At 57.5% G+C, this 17,791-nt stretch carries 16 protein-coding genes; 10 read left to right on the top strand and 6 right to left on the bottom strand.

The genetic code is table 11. From position 1 onward, the window contains the following. The first annotated feature begins 9 nt into the window (after positions 1-9). The 4 genes from nuoM (at position 10) to KGB21_RS21980 (ending at position 4,026) form a co-directional block, all read left to right on the top strand. Positions 10-1,542 carry an NADH-quinone oxidoreductase subunit M gene (gene nuoM, locus KGB21_RS21995; RefSeq protein ID WP_223506708.1) on the top strand — a complete coding sequence of 511 codons (1,533 nt, stop codon included), beginning with the start codon at positions 10-12 and terminating at the stop codon, positions 1,540-1,542. A 7-nt stretch (positions 1,543-1,549) separates the two neighbouring features. Beyond that, a complete protein-coding gene (nuoN, locus tag KGB21_RS21990) occupies positions 1,550-3,013 on the top strand; it encodes an NADH-quinone oxidoreductase subunit NuoN (protein WP_223506707.1) in 1,464 nt (487 codons plus the stop codon). Between the two features lie 204 nt (positions 3,014-3,217). Further along, a complete protein-coding gene (locus KGB21_RS21985) occupies positions 3,218-3,652 on the top strand; it encodes a type II toxin-antitoxin system Phd/YefM family antitoxin (RefSeq protein WP_223506706.1) in 435 nt (144 codons plus the stop codon). Next, positions 3,649-4,026 carry a type II toxin-antitoxin system VapC family toxin gene (locus tag KGB21_RS21980; protein WP_034146900.1) on the top strand — a complete coding sequence of 126 codons (378 nt, stop codon included), beginning with the start codon at positions 3,649-3,651 and terminating at the stop codon, positions 4,024-4,026. Before KGB21_RS21985 ends, KGB21_RS21980 begins: the two co-directional genes overlap by 4 nt. 193 nt (positions 4,027-4,219) lie before the next feature. On the opposite strand, the gene KGB21_RS21975 is transcribed toward KGB21_RS21980, so the two are convergent. From KGB21_RS21975 to KGB21_RS21950, 6 genes are read right to left on the bottom strand one after another with little or no spacing between them, the layout of a single operon-like run. Beyond that, a complete protein-coding gene (locus KGB21_RS21975) occupies positions 4,220-5,962 on the bottom strand; it encodes an ABC transporter substrate-binding protein (RefSeq protein WP_034146899.1) in 1,743 nt (580 codons plus the stop codon). A 47-nt stretch (positions 5,963-6,009) separates the two neighbouring features. Next, positions 6,010-6,282, bottom strand: coding sequence for a DUF2160 domain-containing protein (locus KGB21_RS21970; protein ID WP_034146898.1), 273 nt, complete (start codon positions 6,280-6,282; stop codon positions 6,010-6,012). 11 nt (positions 6,283-6,293) lie between these two features. After that, entirely contained in the window at positions 6,294-7,094 is an 801-nt protein-coding gene (locus KGB21_RS21965; protein WP_034146897.1) for a carbohydrate ABC transporter permease, read from the bottom strand. A gap of 8 nt (positions 7,095-7,102) precedes the next feature. Further along, a complete protein-coding gene (locus KGB21_RS21960; RefSeq protein WP_223506705.1) occupies positions 7,103-7,969 on the bottom strand; it encodes a carbohydrate ABC transporter permease in 867 nt (288 codons plus the stop codon). Beyond that, positions 7,966-9,081 (bottom strand): ABC transporter ATP-binding protein, encoded by a 1,116-nt coding sequence (locus KGB21_RS21955; RefSeq protein WP_034146895.1) that lies wholly within the window; start codon positions 9,079-9,081, stop codon positions 7,966-7,968. The genes KGB21_RS21960 and KGB21_RS21955 overlap by 4 nt, the downstream gene beginning before the upstream one ends. Further along, positions 9,081-10,175, bottom strand: coding sequence for an ABC transporter ATP-binding protein (locus tag KGB21_RS21950; RefSeq protein WP_223506704.1), 1,095 nt, complete (start codon positions 10,173-10,175; stop codon positions 9,081-9,083). The genes KGB21_RS21955 and KGB21_RS21950 overlap by 1 nt, the downstream gene beginning before the upstream one ends. A gap of 363 nt (positions 10,176-10,538) precedes the next feature. Here KGB21_RS21950 and KGB21_RS21945 point away from each other — a divergent pair, with 363 nt between their 5' ends. From KGB21_RS21945 to KGB21_RS21920, 6 genes are all read left to right on the top strand, one after another. Beyond that, positions 10,539-12,371, top strand: a complete 1,833-nt coding sequence (locus tag KGB21_RS21945; protein WP_223506703.1) for a sigma-54-dependent Fis family transcriptional regulator — start codon at positions 10,539-10,541, stop codon at positions 12,369-12,371. Between the two features lie 320 nt (positions 12,372-12,691). Next, positions 12,692-13,930, top strand: coding sequence for a tyrosine-type recombinase/integrase (locus KGB21_RS21940; RefSeq protein WP_223506702.1), 1,239 nt, complete (start codon positions 12,692-12,694; stop codon positions 13,928-13,930). A gap of 2 nt (positions 13,931-13,932) precedes the next feature. Beyond that, entirely contained in the window at positions 13,933-14,469 is a 537-nt protein-coding gene (locus tag KGB21_RS21935) for a hypothetical protein (RefSeq protein ID WP_223506701.1), read from the top strand. Continuing rightward, positions 14,402-14,788: a helix-turn-helix transcriptional regulator gene (locus tag KGB21_RS29470; protein ID WP_317846737.1), complete on the top strand. Its 387-nt coding sequence runs from the start codon at positions 14,402-14,404 to the stop codon at positions 14,786-14,788. The genes KGB21_RS21935 and KGB21_RS29470 overlap by 68 nt, the downstream gene beginning before the upstream one ends. A 117-nt stretch (positions 14,789-14,905) precedes the next feature. Then, on the top strand, positions 14,906-15,178 hold the full coding sequence (locus tag KGB21_RS21925; protein WP_223506699.1) for a hypothetical protein: 273 nt from the start codon (positions 14,906-14,908) through the stop codon (positions 15,176-15,178). Then, complete coding sequence (locus tag KGB21_RS21920) at positions 15,175-17,376, top strand: AAA family ATPase (protein WP_223506698.1); 2,202 nt, start codon at positions 15,175-15,177, stop codon at positions 17,374-17,376. The genes KGB21_RS21925 and KGB21_RS21920 overlap by 4 nt, the downstream gene beginning before the upstream one ends. The last annotated feature ends 415 nt before the right edge of the window (positions 17,377-17,791 follow it).

Genomic DNA, 17,791 nt, shown 5'->3' with positions numbered 1-17,791 from the left:
GAACCCGTCATGATTCTGCCTTGGCTAATCCTGATCCCCTTCATCGGCGGCCTGCTGTGCTGGATGGGTGAGCGCTTCGGCGCCACCCTCCCCCGCTGGATTGCGCTGATCACCATGTCCCTGTTGCTCTCCCTCGGCCTCTGGCTGTGGGCCAACGGTGATTATTCATTGGCACCAAAGCCTGGCGCCGACCCGACCTGGGCGCTTGAGTTCAAGCACATCTGGATCCAGCGCTTCGGCATCAGCGTTCACCTGGCCCTAGACGGCCTGTCGCTGTTGATGATCATGCTGACCGGTCTGCTGGGTGTCCTCTCGGTACTTTGCTCGTGGAAAGAGATCCAGCGTCACGTTGGCTTCTTCCACCTGAACCTGATGTGGATCCTGGGCGGTGTCGTCGGCGTGTTCCTTGCCCTCGACCTGTTCATGTTCTTCTTCTTCTGGGAAATGATGCTGGTGCCGATGTACTTCCTCATCGCGCTCTGGGGTCACAGTTCTTCGGACGGCAAGAAAACCCGGATCTACGCGGCGACCAAGTTCTTCATCTTCACTCAGGCTTCCGGCCTGATCATGTTGGTGGCGATCCTCGGTCTGGTACTGGTCAACTTCAACGAAACCGGCGTGATTACCTTCAACTACGCCGACCTGTTGAAAACCAAGATGTCGATGACCACCGAGTACATCCTGATGCTCGGCTTCTTCATTGCCTTCGCGGTCAAGCTGCCGGTCGTACCGTTCCACTCCTGGTTGCCTGATGCTCACGCCCAGGCGCCGACCGCAGGTTCCGTCGACCTCGCCGGTATCTTGCTGAAAACCGCTGCTTACGGCCTGCTGCGTTTTGCCCTGCCGTTGTTCCCGAATGCCTCGGCCGAGTTCGCGCCGATCGCCATGACCCTGGGTCTGATCGGGATCTTCTACGGTGCGTTCCTGGCTTTCGCACAAACCGACATCAAGCGTCTGATCGCCTTCTCGTCCGTTTCCCACATGGGCTTCGTACTGATCGGCATCTACTCCGGCAGCCAACTGGCGCTGCAGGGCGCGGTGATGCAAATGCTGGCGCACGGTCTGTCGGCCGCGGCACTCTTTATCCTGAGTGGCCAGCTGTACGAACGCACCCACACTCGCGACATGCGTGAAATGGGTGGCCTGTGGTCGAAGATCGCCTACTTGCCGGCCCTCAGCCTGTTCTTCGCAGCCGCTTCCCTGGGCTTGCCGGGTACCGGTAACTTCGTCGGTGAGTTCCTGATCCTGATCGGCACCTTCCCGATCGCCCCATGGGTCACCATCATCGCCACGTCCGGCCTGGTGTTCGGTTCGGTCTACTCGCTGATCATGATCCACCGTGCGTACTTCGGCCCGGCCAAGTCGGACGCGGTACTGCACGGCATGGACGGTCGCGAAATGATCATGGTGGTCGGTCTGGCTGCGCTGCTGATCTACATCGGCGTGTACCCACAACCGTTCCTCGATACCTCTGCCGCGACGATGCATGGCGTGCAGCAGTGGCTCGGCACCGCCTTCACTCAACTCGCTTCGGCCCGGTAAGAGCGCTATGGAATTCACGACTCAACACTTTATCGCGCTTGCGCCGTTGTTGATCACCAGCGCCACGATCATCGTGGTGATGCTGGCGATTGCCTGGCGCCGCAACCACTCGCAGACCTTCCTGATTTCCGTGGCGGGCCTGAACCTGGCACTGCTGTCGATCCTGCCGGCCCTGAAAGTCGCGCCCCTGGCCGTGACTCCATTGCTGCAGATCGACACCTTCGCCTGCTTGTACATGGCGTTGATCCTGGTCGCCACCCTCGCCTGTGTCACCCTCGCCCACGCCTACCTCGGCGATGGCGGTTCGGGTTACCCGGGCAACCGTGAAGAACTGTACCTGCTGATCCTGATGGCCGCTGCCGGTGGCCTGGTTCTGGTCAGCGCGCAGCACCTGGCCGGGTTGTTCATCGGTCTGGAACTGTTGTCGGTACCGGTCTACGGTCTGGTGGCTTACGCCTTCTTCAACAAGCGTTCGCTGGAAGCCGGCATCAAGTACATGGTGCTGTCGGCTGCCGGTTCCGCGTTCCTGTTGTTCGGTATGGCCCTGCTCTACGCTGACGCCGGTTCCCTGAGCTTCAACGGTATCGGTCAGGCCCTGGCGGCCACCGGCCTGCCAAGCTCCCTGGCGCAACTGGGCCTGGGCATGATGCTGATCGGTCTGGCATTCAAGCTGTCGCTGGTACCGTTTCACCTCTGGACCCCGGACGTTTACGAAGGTGCTCCGGCGCCGGTTGCAGCGTTCCTCGCTACCGCTTCCAAAGTGGCTGTGTTCGCGGTAATGGTGCGTCTGTTCCAGATCTCGCCAGCGGCGAGCAGCGGTGTACTGAGCGACGTGCTGACCATCATCGCCATCGCGTCGATCCTGTTCGGTAACCTGCTGGCACTGACCCAAAGCAACCTCAAGCGTCTGCTGGGTTACTCGTCCATCGCCCACTTCGGCTACCTGCTGATCGCCCTGGTGGCGAGCAAGGGTCTGGCCGTCGAAGCCATCGGCGTGTACCTGGTCACCTACGTGATCACCAGCCTCGGCGCTTTCGGTGTGATCACCCTGATGTCCTCGCCGTACAACGGCCGTGACGCAGATGCCCTGTACGAATACCGCGGCCTGTTCTGGCGCCGTCCGTACCTGACCGCCGTCCTGACCGTGATGATGCTGTCCCTGGCCGGTATCCCGCTGACCGCGGGCTTCATCGGCAAGTTCTACATCATCGCTACTGGCGTCGAGTCGCATCAATGGTGGCTGGTTGGCTCGCTGGTACTGGGCAGCGCCATCGGCGTGTTCTACTACCTGCGTGTGATGGTCACCCTGTACCTGATCGAACCGAACCTGCGTCGCCACGATGCGCAACTGCATTGGGAACAGAAAGCAGGCGGCGTGATGCTGCTGGCCATTGCAGTGGTCGCGTTCTTCCTCGGCGTCTACCCACAACCGCTGCTGAACCTGGTTCAGCAATCGGGTCTGGCGGGTTGATCGCTTAGGCGATTCGCGGCAACAAACAGAAACGGCACCTTCGGGTGCCGTTTCTGTTTGTGGGATTTGTTACCGCAGTCCACCCCTTCTCTTATAAGCCCAGAAAGCTCTCGCTGAATAACCCGCCTCGTCCTACATCCACGCTTGGGTAGTTGGCTCTACCCTGAAGGACTGCCACATCAGAAATCAATGTGAGAGCTAATAATGAAACGTGACATTTTTTCAGAACTGATTGATGGCATTAACGTCTTGGCTGATATACGCCGAGGCAATGTCACGCCGCTGACTCAGAAAGTGAAAATTACTAAATCGTCCCTCCTGTCGACCGAGGAAAGTCGCATCTTTGCCGCCCGGGAATATTCTGGCTATATTTGTCCAGAATATATGGAGGAAGGGACCATGATTGTCGTTCCGCTGGCGGAAGCAAAAAACAATCTGTCTAAACTCGTCGATGACGCAGCCGCCGGGCAGATCATTACGATTGCCAAGCATGGTCGAGCACTTGCGCGCTTGGTTCCCGTGGGAAAAATTTGCGGACAGCGAATCGGCGCAATGAAAGGAAAACTGGTGCTTCCACAAGACTTTGACGCACCACTGCCTGACGAAATGCTGGATGCATTCGAGGGAACTCAAGAATGAGGGTTCTGCTCGACACCCATGTTCTGCTTTGGACTCTTAGCGATGATCCCAGGCTATCTGGCAAAGCCAGAAAGCTCATCGAAAACGCCGCCGACATCTACATCAGCGCAGCGACTTTCTGGGAGATGGCAATCAAGGTCGGGCTGGGAAAGCTGAACGTCGATCTGGAGGATATTCGAAAATACTGCCTCGAAAGCGGTTTCATCGAGTTGCCGGTGACGTCAGAACACGCCATTGCGGTAAAAGACCTCAAACATCACCATCGTGACCCATTCGATCGTTTGATTATTGCAACGGCCATTACAGAACCCATGAAACTCCTCACCGCTGACTCCGTGGTTGCTCAGTACACGGATTTGGCTGTTTTGGTCTGATCGTTCGCAGTGAGACCTGCTTTGGTCATAACGTCCTCATCGCGAGCAGGCTCACTCCTACAGTGGTCGAGCCTTCACAAATTAAGTGCATGACACATAGTCTGTGGAGTGAGCCTGCTCGCGATAGCGATAGATCAGGCACAAAAAAAAACGGCACCTTCCGGTGCCGTTCGCCTTTCACAGTCCAGGCATGTTACTTACGCGCCGCCTCCCACGATTTCAGCAGTTCGGCATAGCTCACGGTTTCGCCTTTAGGCTTCTCGTTTTCCAGTTTCGGTTTCGGGGCGCCTGGTTGATCGAACCAGTATTGCGCGTCGCGCTCCGGGTTCATTTTCGGGGCGCAGGTGGCTTGGGCTTTCGAGCGTTCCAGACGGGACATGATCGCGTCCTGATCCTTGGCCAGACCGTCGAGTGCCTGTTGCGGGGTTTTCTCGCCGCTGGCGGCTTCAGCAATGTGGCTCCACCACAACTGCGCAAGACGAGGATAATCCGGCACGTTGGTCCCGGTTGGCGTCCATTGCACGCGGGCCGGGCTGCGGTAGAACTCCACCAGGCCACCGAGTTTCGGTGCCAGGTCGGTCATGGCTTGCGAGTTGATGTCCGACTCGCGGATCGGGGTCAGGCCGACGATGGTTTTCTTCAGCGAGACGGTTTTCGACGTCACGAACTGCGCGTACAGCCAGGCCGCGAGTTTCTGCTTTTCAGGCGTGGACTTCATGAAGGTCCAGGAACCCACGTCCTGATACCCCAGCTTCATCCCCTCTTCCCAGTACGGACCGCGCGGCGACGGCGCCATGCGCCATTTTGGCGTGCCATCGGCGTTCATCACCGCCAGGCCTGGTTTGGTCATGTCGGCGGTAAACGCGGTGTACCAAAAGATCTGCTGGGCGATGTTGCCTTGGGACGGCACCGGTCCGGATTCGGAGAAAGTCATGCCCGCCGCTTCCGGTGGTGCGTACTTCTTCATCCAGTCCACGTACTTGGTAGTGGCGAACACGGCCGCCGGGCCATTGGTGTCGCCCCCGCGGGTCACGCTGGAACCCACCGGGTGGCAGTCCTCGACGCGAATACCCCACTCGTCCACCGGCAAACCGTTTGGCAAGCCCTTGTCGCCGCCACCGGCCATGGAGAACCAGGCATCGGTGAAGCGCCAGCCCAGGGACGGGTCTTTCTTGCCGTAGTCCATGTGCCCGTAAACGCGCTTGCCGTCGATTTCCTTGACGTCTTCGGTGAAGAACTTGGCGATGTCCTCATAGGCTGACCAGTTCACCGGTACGCCCAATTCGTAGCCGTACTTTTCCTTGAACTTGGCTTTCAGGTCCGCACGCTCGAACCAGTCGGCGCGGAACCAGTACAGGTTGGCGAACTGCTGGTCGGGCAATTGATAGATCTTGCCGTCCGGTGCGGTGGTGAAGGAGATGCCGATGAAGTCCTTGATGTCGAGGGTCGGCGAAGTGAAATTCTTGCCTTCGTTGGCCATCAGGTCGGTGATCGACTCGGTCTTGCCGTAGCGGAAGTGCGTGCCGATCAGGTCCGAGTCGTTGACCCAGCCGTCATAGATATTCTTGTCCGATTGCATCTGGGTTTGCAGTTTTTCCACCACGTCACCTTCTTGCAGCAGGTCGTGGGTCAGCTTGATCCCGGTGATCTCGCTGAAGGCCTTGGCCAGTACCTTGGACTCGTACTCGTGGGTGGCGATGGTTTCCGATACAACCTTGATGCTCATCCCGCGAAACGGCTCCGCTGCCTTGATGAACCACTTCAGCTCTTCCAGCTGTTGATCGGCCGTCAGGGTGGACGGCTTGAACTCAGCGCCGATCCATTTCTTCGCCGCGTCTTCATAGGCATCGGCCCAGGCCGAAGCGCTCAAACCGCTGAGTGCCAGCATGGCTGCCAATGAAATGCTATGTCGCAGCTTATTGTTTTTGTCGAACATAGAGACCTCCTTTTAGGGTTTCGGAGCAACATTGCCGAGCGATTCGACTAGCCCCAACGCATCACAGCCAACAGCCACACCAGGGACAACGCGGACGCTACCCAGATGCTCCAGTCGGTCACGCCGATTACCAGCAAATGCAGGTAGGCGCTGCCGAGAAGACCGATAAACAGCCGATCGCCACGGGTGGTGGCAATCGGCAAGAAGCCACGCCGAAGAATGCTCGGCGAACGCAATTCCCAGGTCGTCATGCCCACCAGGATCAAGGCAATGACACTGAAGAACACCGTCGTCGGGACGGTCCAACTCATCCATTCCATCATTCAGTTCCTCAGACCCGGCCCAGGGCAAAGCCCTTGGCCACGTGGTTGCGAACAAACCAGATCACCAGCATGCCCGGCAGGATGGTCAACACCCCCGCCGCCGCCAGCACGCCCCAGTCGATACCGGATGCCGAGACCGTACGCGTCATGACCGCCGCGATCGGTTTGGCGTTCACCGAGGTCAGCGTTCGCGCCAGCAGCAGTTCGACCCAGGAAAACATGAAGCAGAAAAACGCCGTGACACCGATGCCGGAACCGATCAGCGGAATGAAAATCTTCACGAAGAACTTGGGGAAACTGTAGCCGTCGATGTAGGCGGTCTCGTCGATTTCTTTCGGCACGCCGGACATGAAGCCTTCAAGAATCCACACCGCCAACGGCACGTTGAACAGGCAGTGGGCCAAGGCCACGGCGATGTGGGTGTCGAACAGCCCGATCGACGAATACAACTGAAAGAACGGCAGCAGGAACACCGCCGGTGGCGCCATACGGTTGGTCAGCAGCCAGAAGAACAGGTGCTTGTCACCGAGGAAACGGTAGCGCGAAAACGCATACGCCGCCGGTAACGCCACGCTCAGGGAAATCACCGTGTTCAGGCTCACGTAATACAGCGAGTTGAGGTACCCGGTGTACCAGGCAGGATCGGTGAAGATCACCTTGTAGTTGTGGAAGGTGAAATCCTGGGGAAACAGCGTCAGCCCCCCGAGGATTTCGGTGTTGCTCTTGAACGACATGTTCAGCAGCCAGTAGATCGGCACCAGCAGGAACAGGATGTAGAGCAGCAGTGGAATCAGCTTTCTTTTGCTCATGGCGGGCCTCAGCGGTTGGCGTCGGAGTGAGTCATGGCGGTGTAGAACAGCCAGGACACCAACAGGATGATCAGGAAGTACACCAGCGAGAACGCCGCCGCCGGCCCCAGGTCGAACTGCCCGATTGCCATCTGCGTCAGGGTCTGGCTGAGGAACGTGGTGGCATTGCCCGGTCCGCCACCGGTGAGCACGAACGGCTCGGTGTAAATCATGAAACTGTCCATGAAGCGCAACATCACCGCAATCAGCAGCACGCTCTTGAGCTTGGGCAATTGAATGTGCCGGAACAACGCCCAGGCCGAAGCCCGATCAATGCGCGCCGCCTGGTAGTACACGTCCGGAATCGCCCGCAGCCCGGAGAAGCACAACAGCGCCACCAGCGAAGTCCAGTGCCAGACGTCCATCACCAGCACGGTGACCCAGGCGTCCATGGTGTTTGCGGCGTAGTTGTAGCTGATGCCCATGCCGTTGAGGGCCGAACCGAGTAGACCGATGTCAGCACGGCCAAAGATCTGCCAGATAGTGCCGACCACGTTCCACGGAATCAGCAACGGAATCGCCAGGATGATCAGCACCACCGAGGACCAGCGGCCCTTGGTTGGCATGGTCAAGGCAATCGCAATCCCCAGCGGAATTTCGATCAGCAACACGCAGGCCGAATAGATGAACTGGCGCAACAGCGAGTCATGCAGACGCGGGTCGAGCAGCACTTGCTTGTACCAGTCGGCGCCGACGAAATAGCGGCTGGACTGATCGAAGATGTCCTGCACCGAGTAGTTGACCACGGTCATCATCGGGATCACCGCACTGAACGCCACCAGCAGGAACACCGGCAGGACCAGCCACCAGGCCTTGTTGTTCTGCACCTTGTTCATGGCTGCTCCTCGATGATCGCTTGTGCTTCCAGCAAAAAATCGTCGGCGTAGACCATCAGCCACTGCGCCGGAAAACTGATGTACGCCGTGCCCTGTGGCACCGGTTTGTCTTCCGCCAGACGCACTTTCAGCGGCGCGCCGTCGAGGTTCAGGGTCATGATCTTGTAGGTGCCGAGGTCTTCGACGTGTACGACCTGTGCCTGCATCGCGTCATCAAACGGTTCGTCCCAGACATGCACGAACTCCGGGCGAATACCGACTTTCAGGGTGTGCCACTCGGATTCGGCGATGCGCTTCTGCATGGCCTCGGACAGCGGCAAATGGGTGGATGCGAAACCGACGCCACCCGGTTGTGGCTGGACGTCGATGAGGTTCATCCCCGGACTGCCGATGAAATAGCCGACAAAGGTGTGGCTTGGTCGCTCGAACAATTCCCGAGGCGTACCGAACTGCACGATCTGTCCGCCGTACATCACCGCGATCTTGTCGGCGAAAGTCGAGGCTTCCAGTTGATCGTGGGTGACGTAGACCATGGTGATGTTGAATTGCTCGTGGATCTGCTTGAGCTTGCGCCGCAGCTTCCACTTCAGGTGCGGGTCGATCACCGTCAGCGGTTCATCGAAGAGGATCGCCGACACGTCATCGCGCACCAGTCCACGGCCCATGGAGACTTTCTGTTTTTCGTCAGCGGTCAGGTTGCGTGCTTTCTTGTTCAGCAGCGCCTGGAGGTCGAGGACTTCGGCAATCTCCTGCACCTTGGTGTGAACTTTTGCCTCGGCCATGCCCTGGTTTCGCAGCGGGAACGCCAGGTTGTCGAACACCGTCATGGTGTCGTAGACCACCGGAAACTGGAAAACCTGGGCGATATTGCGCTTTTCCGGGGTCAGGTCGTTGACCGCTTTACCGTCGAACAGGACATGTCCCTGGGACGGGCTGAGCAATCCGGAAATGATGTTGAGCAAGGTCGACTTGCCGCACCCAGAGGGCCCGAGCAACGCATAGGCACCGCCCTGCTCCCAGATGTGGTCCATCTCGCGGATCGCGTAATCCTCAGGGCCACTGGGCGTTTTGGTGTAACTGTGGGCGAGGTTCTGCAAACGGATTTCGGCCATCAGGCAACCCTCGCAATGCGCCGGCCGGGCGCCTGGACGAGCCGCCCCTGCGCATCGAACACAAACAGTTTATGGGTCGGAATGTAGATGCGGATCGGCGCATCGACGTCGTATTCGTGAACGCCCGGCAAGTGCAGCACCAGCAGGAAATGTTCGTTGCGCACGTGCAGGAAGGTTTCCGAGCCGCTGATTTCCGCGACTTCTACGGTTACCGCCAGTTCGAGGTCATCGTCGTTGCTCGGCACCAGCGAGATATGGCTCGGGCGCACGCCGAAACGAAACTCGCCCTCGCCCACCGGGCGCAAATCGACGTTCAGCGGGAAGTGCACGAAATTGGCAAAACTCACCTCATTGCCGGCGATGCGGCCCGGCATCAGGTTGATCGGCGGCTCGGAAAACAGCTCGGCCGCCAGCACGGACTGCGGCTGGTGATAGACCTCGGACGACTTGCCGCTCTGGATCACCCGACCTTCGTGAAGAATGGTTGTGGTACCGCCGAGGGCCAGGGCTTCATTGGGTTCGGTAGTGGCGTAGATCGCGATGGTGTGCCGTGCCTTGAACAGCTCGCGCATTTCCTGGCGCAGCTCTTCACGCAACTTGTAGTCGAGGTTGACCAGCGGCTCGTCGAACAGGATCAGCTCGGCGTCCTTGACCAGCGCCCGGGCCATGGCGGTGCGCTGTTGCTGGCCGCCGGAGAGTTCGAGCGGGTAGCGCTGGAGGAATTTCTCGATGCGCAGCATCCTGGCGGTTTCCAGCACTTTGTTCTGGATCAGCTCATTGGAAATACCGGCCTGACGCAGCGGCGAGGCGATGTTTTCGAACACCGTCATGGTCGGGTAATTGATGAACTGTTGATACACCATCGAGACGTTGCGCAGGCGTACCGGGCGCTGGGTGACATCGACGCCATTCATCAGGATGCGGCCGGTGTCCGGCTTGTCCAGCCCGGCCATCAGACGCATGAGACTGGTCTTGCCGGACAGCGTGCGCCCAAGCAAGACGTTGAAGGATCCGGGTTCGAAACTGAGACACGCATCGTCGATCCAGGTCTGGCCCTCGACGGTGCGGCTGACATGCTCCACGGTTAATGACATGGCTCGGCCTTTTTTATTTTTGGAGTCAAGCGACCGGAGCTACATAGCGACATTTGTGCCAAAAATCACAAGTCTTTGATAAGGCTTGAATTTTGTTAAAAGTGCGAACAACCGACGTTCGTTGCTGAACAGAAATGAACAATCGGAAATGAACAATTGAACAGTTCACCCATTGACAGTGAACAATAGTGAACAACACTCTACACACCGTTCACGCACCCTGTAGGAGCTGCCGCAGGCTGCGATCTTTTGATCTTGATGTGTAAAAACAGGATCAAAGGATCGCAGCCTGCGGCAGCTCCTACAGGGGATTGGCGTTGCACAATAACAACAATAAAAATACTGATTCAGAGGCTGATTGCCATGGCCACACCTGCCCTGCCGCTCTCCCACGACGCCATCATCCAGGACTCCTGGAACCGTTGCCGCGCGTTCGGCCTCAATCATCAAAGTGCCCCGGCGTTCGATCAACTGCCAGCCGAAGGCGTCGCGCAGTTGCTGGAGAGCCAGCATTCCCTGGTGCAAACCACCCACCAGGAAGTGTTGCCGTATTACGAAAACATCCTGAGCAACTCCAATTGCCTGATCATGCTCGCGGATAATCAGGGCCAGGTGTTGACGTCCTGGGGCACCCAGCGTTTCATCGAACCGAGCCTGACCCGTGGCTTCAGTGCCGGCGCCAGCTGGATGGAGCGTTGCAGCGGCACCAACGCGATCGGCACCGCGCTGGCCTGCGAGCAAGCGGTGCACATCGAGCACGATGAACACTTTCTCAAGGCCAACCGTTTCATGACCGGTTCCGCCGCGCCGATTTTCGATGCCGAGCGCAAGGTCATCGCCGTGCTGGATGTGTCCAGTGACAGTTACTTGCCGCCATCCCATACCTTGGGCATGGTCAAGATGATGAGCCAGACCGTGGAGAACCGGCTGATCCTCAACCTGTTTCACGGTCAGCATTTTCAACTGACCTTCAACACCGGCCTGAACAACCTCGACAGCCAGTGGGCCGGGCTGCTGATTTTCGATGAGAGCGGCCAGGTGCTGTCCGCCAATCGCCGCGCGGATAACTTGCTCGGCGTGCGTCTGTCGCGGGTCAGTGTCGAGAGTCTGTTCAAGGTCTCGTTGCTGGAGTTGCTGAATCAACCCGAAGGCCTGCCCTTCTCCCTACAGGCTTCCGGGCGCAATCGCTTCCAATGCCTGCTGAAACGACCGAAACAAGTGCCGATTCAGCCGCGACTGTTTGCTGAAACCAAGAACACCGAACCCGCCGCGATCAGCCTCAATACCCTGCACTTCGGCGACAGTCGCGTAGAAAAAGCCGTGCGCCAGGCCGAGCGCTTGCTGGAAAAAGACATTCCACTGTTGATTCATGGTGAAACCGGGGTCGGCAAGGAAGTCTTCGTCAAAGCCTTGCATCAGGCCAGCTCTCGCAGTAAACAGGCGTTTATTGCAGTCAACTGTGCAGCGATCCCCGCCGAACTGGTTGAATCAGAACTTTTCGGCTACGAGAAAGGCGCGTTCACCGGAGCGAACCAGAAAGGCAGCATCGGCCTGATCCGCAAGGCCGACAAAGGCACACTGTTCCTCGATGAAATCGGCGATATGCCGCTGCCGACCCAGGCGCGATTGTTGCGGGTGTTGCAGGAGCGTTGCGTGCAACCGGTGGGCAGCAGCGAGTTGTTCCCTGTGGACATTCGCATCATCTCGGCGACTAACCGCTCGTTGCGCGAGCAAGTCCAATTAGGGCGTTTCCGTGAGGACTTGTATTACCGGATTGGCGGTTTGACCCTCGAATTGCCGCCGTTGCGAGAGCGCAGTGATAAAGAAGCGTTGTTCAAACGCTTGTGGGAACAGCACCGCGAACCGAGTCAGTGGGCCGGCTTGAGCCGTGAGGTATTGGCGCTGTTCGACCGTCATCCGTGGCCGGGGAATTTACGCCAGGTCAGCAGCGTGATGCAGGTAGCGCTGGCCATGGCCGAGGAACAACCGGTGCGACCGGAGCATTTGCCGGATGATTTTTTTGTCGATCTGGAGATGGAGCCGGTTGAGACGCCTGAGACTTTGGCAGTGGATTTGAATGATACCGAGGATTTGAATCGGCAGCTTCAAGCGGCTGGGGGAAATATTTCGTATTTGGCGCGGCGGTTGGGGGTTAGTCGCAACACCCTGTACAAGCGACTTCGCCAGACGGAATGACGGGTTGCCCAGATGGGCCCCATCGCTGGCAAGCCAGCTCCCACAGGTTCTGCGTGCTGCATATTTTTTGAGTACGACACGGACACTGTGGGAGCTGGCTTGCCAGCGATGGGGCCCATCCTGTCAGCGCAGAATTAGCGAGCAGCTCCCTGAAAACAAAAACCCGCACAAGGCGGGTTTTTTATTTGTACGCCGCAATGCGTAATTATGCGTAAACCCCAGCAAAACAAGGCCTACACGGTGGTATAATGTGCGTGGCGGTATGTGGCTGTACGCCTAAACCCGTGTAAAAATGTGGGGCTGAGTGTGGGGCTATCGAAATGAGCGAGCTAAATCCAAAGCAAGTCGAGCACCTAACCGAGCCGGGTAGATATCCGGACGGTGATGGGCTTTATCTGGTAATCAAAGCTACCGGCAACAAGTCCTGGCTATTGCGCTACCAACTCAACGGCAGGCGCCGAGACATGGGCTTGGGACCATATCCAGCGGCAAAACTCAAAGCAGCTAGGCAAGCCGCCGCCGAAGCACGAGCACTTATCCTGAAAGGCTGTGACCCTTTGGATGAGCGCCAAGCAGCGCAGCAGCGCCAGCAAGAGCAGCGCCTAGCAGAGCAGGCAAATGTTGCTACCTTCAAATCGCTGGTGCTGGATTATCATTCGGCACACTGTCAGCACCTGACTGAACGCCGCCGCAAAGGTTGGTTGTCAATTTTGGAGCGGTACGCTCTCCCGACTATGGGCACGTTGCGACCTGATCTGATACAAACGGAGCATGTACTTCGAGTTCTGCAGCCGATCTGGAGCGCGAAACCAGCAACAGCCGATGAGTTGCGCGGCCATATCGAGCGGGTGCTGGATGCAGCCAAAGCGCTCAAACTAAGGACTGGGGAGAATCCTGCACGCTGGCGCGGCCACTTGGACAACCTGCTGAGCCGAGCCGACAAGAAGCGCGCAAGACAAAAGAACAATCATCCAGCGATGGCTTGGCGTGACCTTCCGACGTTCATGGGCAGACTGGCCTCCATGAAGGGGCGAGATGCTAATGCGCTGCAATTGGTGATTTTGACTGCTGCTCGCGCCGGGATGGTTCGCTATGCCACTTGGGACGAGTTCGACCTTGACGCTGCCACATGGAGCCTACCGGCCGAGCGCATGAAAACCCGCCAGCCGTTTACAGTTCCGCTATCGCGGCAGGCGGTTGCGTTATTACAAACCATTCCGCGCATTGCTGGCAGTCCTTATCTGTTTCCTGGCACCAGCAGCAAGTCTGGGGTCATGCACGTCGGTGCAACTTTCAACCTGCTGCGCGAAATGGGGCTACCGGACATAACCACACACGGCTTCCGCGCCACCTTCCGCACCTGGGCGAGTGAATGCACCCTCTACCCGCGTGAAGTTTGTGAGCTGGCGCTGGCACACGATGAACGCGATCAAACAGAGGCTGCCTACAGTCGTAGCAACCTGCTGGAAAAGCGCCGGGAGCTAATGCAGGCATGGGCTGACTACGCCACCACCGCGCCAGCAGCGAACGTGGTGCATGCCGCATTCGGGAGGGTTTAGGCATGAATGCCCTTGAAGCTATGAAGGCTTATTTCCCTAATGCCGAAGGTCCAGTCGGACCATATGGCTTGCTTGTTGGGTTGGCTTATTTGGAAGAGAACCCCGCTACTGAGCCAGGTAGAAGAGAAGAGTTGATGACGCTATTAGACTCCATAGCGCCACTGGCGAAGACGCTGACCGACGAGCAACTTGATCAGCTGACTAAGGTAATAGTTTGCTTCTTTAGGCTTGGCGCTACGATGGTGGTGCCACATATCGTAGACAAAAAGAAGGTAGAGCAAGTCTTCCAGCGCTCATTGGGACCATTAAACGCCGCCAAAGCAAATGTGCAGGATCGCGCCAGAACACTTGCTTACGAAGTATGGCAAGCCGATACCGAGCAGGAATATCGACTAAGTGAGGTGGCGGCGATGGTTAAAGACAGCTTGAAGCGCGAAGGATTCACCGCTCTACCAAAGCTCCCGAGCATTAATGCATGGATTAAGCCTACTGCGCCTGCATATGCCAGCAAGCCCGGCCGCCCCCGTAAAACCCCCTAGGCGCTACGGTAAACCCCAATACCGTAACGGCGTGCAATTTTTTAAGCCGGCCCGGCCGCGCAGCATAGCCCCATACAGCAGCGGCCCGCAGCGGCCATATTTGGGGCAAGCAGACATGAGCACCACCGCACTCCCTCGCACAATTTTGCGCATCCGTGACTTACAGAAAGCCATGGGCCTTAGCCGAACCAAAATCTACGAGCTAATGGCCGAGGGTAAGTTTCCTAAAGGTAAGCCGATAGCAGGCCTGCACGCCGTTGGCTGGGACAGTCTTGCTGTACAGGATTGGATAAACAATCAGCTAGACCACCCCCAATAAAAAGCCGCCGACCAGTCAAGGGATCAGCGGCTTGGGGTGTAGCAATATGGTTGTAATTTTACACCCACTTGGCGCGTACAGCACCCTTAAAGGTTGGGCTTCTCGGGAGAGAACCCAATGGAAAAGCTTTCGCTAAACAAGGCAAAACCCAAAGCCAGCCCACTTGACCGCTTTCTTGGCCAGCGCGTGGTTATGCAACTGGGCCCAGTGACCTATACCGGGATTCTGAAAGCAGTTGAGCCTCAGTGGTTAGAAATGACCGACGCCACAATCACCGGTAGTCGAAACGCCGCACAGGTGAATTGTGTTCAGATCTACCACCAAGCTTTCAATCGAATTGCCCATCTGCACCTTGAGGCCGACTTGCTCGCGCTGGTGGTGTTGTCATGAGCAGCACCGATAGTGCTCCTGCACCAATTGGAAAGATCAAATCGGCGTTGGCCAGCATCAGTCCTGGCTGTGACCATGACACATGGTTCAAGGTCTGTGCAGCGATCCACTCCGAGCTTGGCGAGGACGGGCGCGATCTGTGTGAAGAGTGGAGTGCCAAGGGAACAAGTTATGACCCTCGTGCCTTCAACAGCATGTGGCGCAGTCTAAAACCCGGAGCCATCGGCATCGGAACATTGTTTCACATTGCCCAAGGACAGGGCTGGGTTGATCCTGGAGGCTGGCCGGCGCCCGACCCAGAAGATTTAGTTCGTAACTTGCAGCAAAAGATTGAGCAAGAAGCCAACAATCACGAGTCGGACACGGTCGCTCAGGCCAAGGCTGCGGAATTGGCAGCGCAGCTGATGACTAACGCTACGCAGCCAAAGAACAACCCCTACTTGAATCGGAAAGGTGTACATGCCTGTGTAGGGCTGTGGGAAATCAGTGCGAATGGGGCTACTAGCATTCTGGGTTATGCGCCACGGTCAACTGATGGAGATCTAACCGGCGAGCAGTGGTTGCTGGCACCAATCCATAAGCTCTTTGATGGCGCGATGGTGCTGACGAGTGTGGAGCTGATTGACCCAAATGGGCGCAAGACATCGCTGCCGGGGCAAGGGACGCGCAGCAGTGGGTTTGTAATACTTGACGTCGAGACTACTGCCCCCGAAAAACTGGTGATCGTTGAGGGTGTGGCTACAGGACTCAGCGTCTTGGAGTCCACAGGGTTGCCAGTGTTCTGTGCGCTGAGCTGCACCAACATTGGCAACGTGGCCGGGGCTCTGCGGGAGAAGTGGCCCAATGCTGAAATTGTGATAGGTGCGGACTTGCGCAAGAACGGTAGCGAGCCGCACCCCGATGCAGTTAAGGCCGCTATGGAGGTTCGTGCACTTCTGGCCGTGCCGCTGTTTGGCGCGAGGCAGAAAGGTGACGACTTTAACGACCTGCACCAGCAGGAGGGGCTGGACGCCGTCAGGCGCTGCGTGGCAGCGGCTAAGCACGTAGAGCCGGATTTTGAACAGCCAACCGTGTTGCACTCGGTAGATCTGTCAGATGTTATGACTGCTGAGCTGGAGCCGGTGCGGTTCATTATCGATAGATGGTTCCCTGCGCGCCACGTCACTCTCCTGGGCGGGCACGGCGGAGGTGGGAAATCTTGTATAGCGTTAGTGATGGCGGCCCATGTTGCATGTGGTCAATCTTTCGCGGGGAGGTCAGTTGAGCAGTGTCGGGTGGTATATGTCAGCTTGGAGGATGAACCGTCGATCGTTCGCTACCGGCTCAAGAAAATCATTACCGCTTACGGACTGCCTGATCAGGCGGTGTTGAGCAACCTTGTTCTGCTCGATGGCACTGGTGGGGAACCGACACTGATCGAGGGGAATGGGAGCGACAAGCCGCGCTTCACCGCCACTTTCAGGCAGCTATGCGCTGAAATTCAGCACGCGGGACTGGTCTTCATCGACAATGCAAGTGACGCCTTCGGGGCAAATGAAATCTCGCGGCGCGATGTTCGGATGTTTATTCGAGGTCTCGCAAGGGGCATTGCCGTGCGTTACGACGCAGCGGTTGTGCTGTTGGCACACATAGATAAGGCAGCGGCCCGAGAAGGAGCAAAGGGCAACAGCTACAGCGGTAGCACAGCATGGCACAACTCCACTCGCTCAAGACTTGCCCTCTTGTCGGACAAAGATGTAATTACCATTGAGCATGAAAAGCACAATCTCAGTGCTAAGGCGGAGCCATTAAAGATCGCATTTAACGAGCATGGTGTGCCAATGCCTTTGGATGCTGCGAAACACGTTGGCCAGACTCAAGATGAGTTTGACCAATCTGAGATGTTCAAAGCATTCAAGGCCGCGCAAAAGGACGGGGTAACGATACCTGCCAGTGTTGTTCCAGGGGCGCATTCTGCCATGTCAGCGTTATCCAACCTGCCGGAATACAACAAAATTTTCGTGGCTGGTCGTGATGGCAAGTTGCGCGCAGCGATGGCAATCACGGCGCTACTTCGGGCTAAGGTCATTGGGGTGTTGGAGTACAGCAAGCCGAACCGCCACCCTGCTCAGAAATACGTGGTTTTGGTGGAGGACTACGTTCCTCAGACCAAGAAATACGCGACTGAGGAGCCTGAAGTACCCAACCTGCGCCAATAGTTGACTGTTTTGTGTATTTTCGGAGCTGCTCAAGTGGGAATACAACCCAGTAAATGCGTTTTTGGGGTTGGCGCACGGGCTGGCTACAGCCCAGTAAATACGGGGGGTGGGTTGCGCTGCGCCACCCCCTTATACCCCCAGCGCGGGGTTGGCGCTTTTTGGCGCCGCGCCCTGCGCTATACCCTGTTTGGCGCAGGTTTGGCGCACTGGCGCACATGGCAATTAAGTCGTGGTGCTACACCTTTTTAAACACTGGCGGTCCTGCTACCCCGCTTTACTGGCAGGTTGGCGCGTCTTGGGTCTGCCCATCTTCTTGGGGCCAACACTGAATAGTCCCAGTAAGCCCGCTCGCTGGAGATAACGGCGCATTTCTTCTAGGGCCTGCGGTTCAACTACCTTAAGGCGCTCGACCCAA

It is taken from the genome of Pseudomonas sp. GL-RE-29 (assembly GCF_019947275.1).
Lineage (GTDB): Bacteria > Pseudomonadota > Gammaproteobacteria > Pseudomonadales > Pseudomonadaceae > Aquipseudomonas > Aquipseudomonas fluorescens_A.
This window is presented reverse-complemented; position numbering and strand designations above follow the sequence as displayed.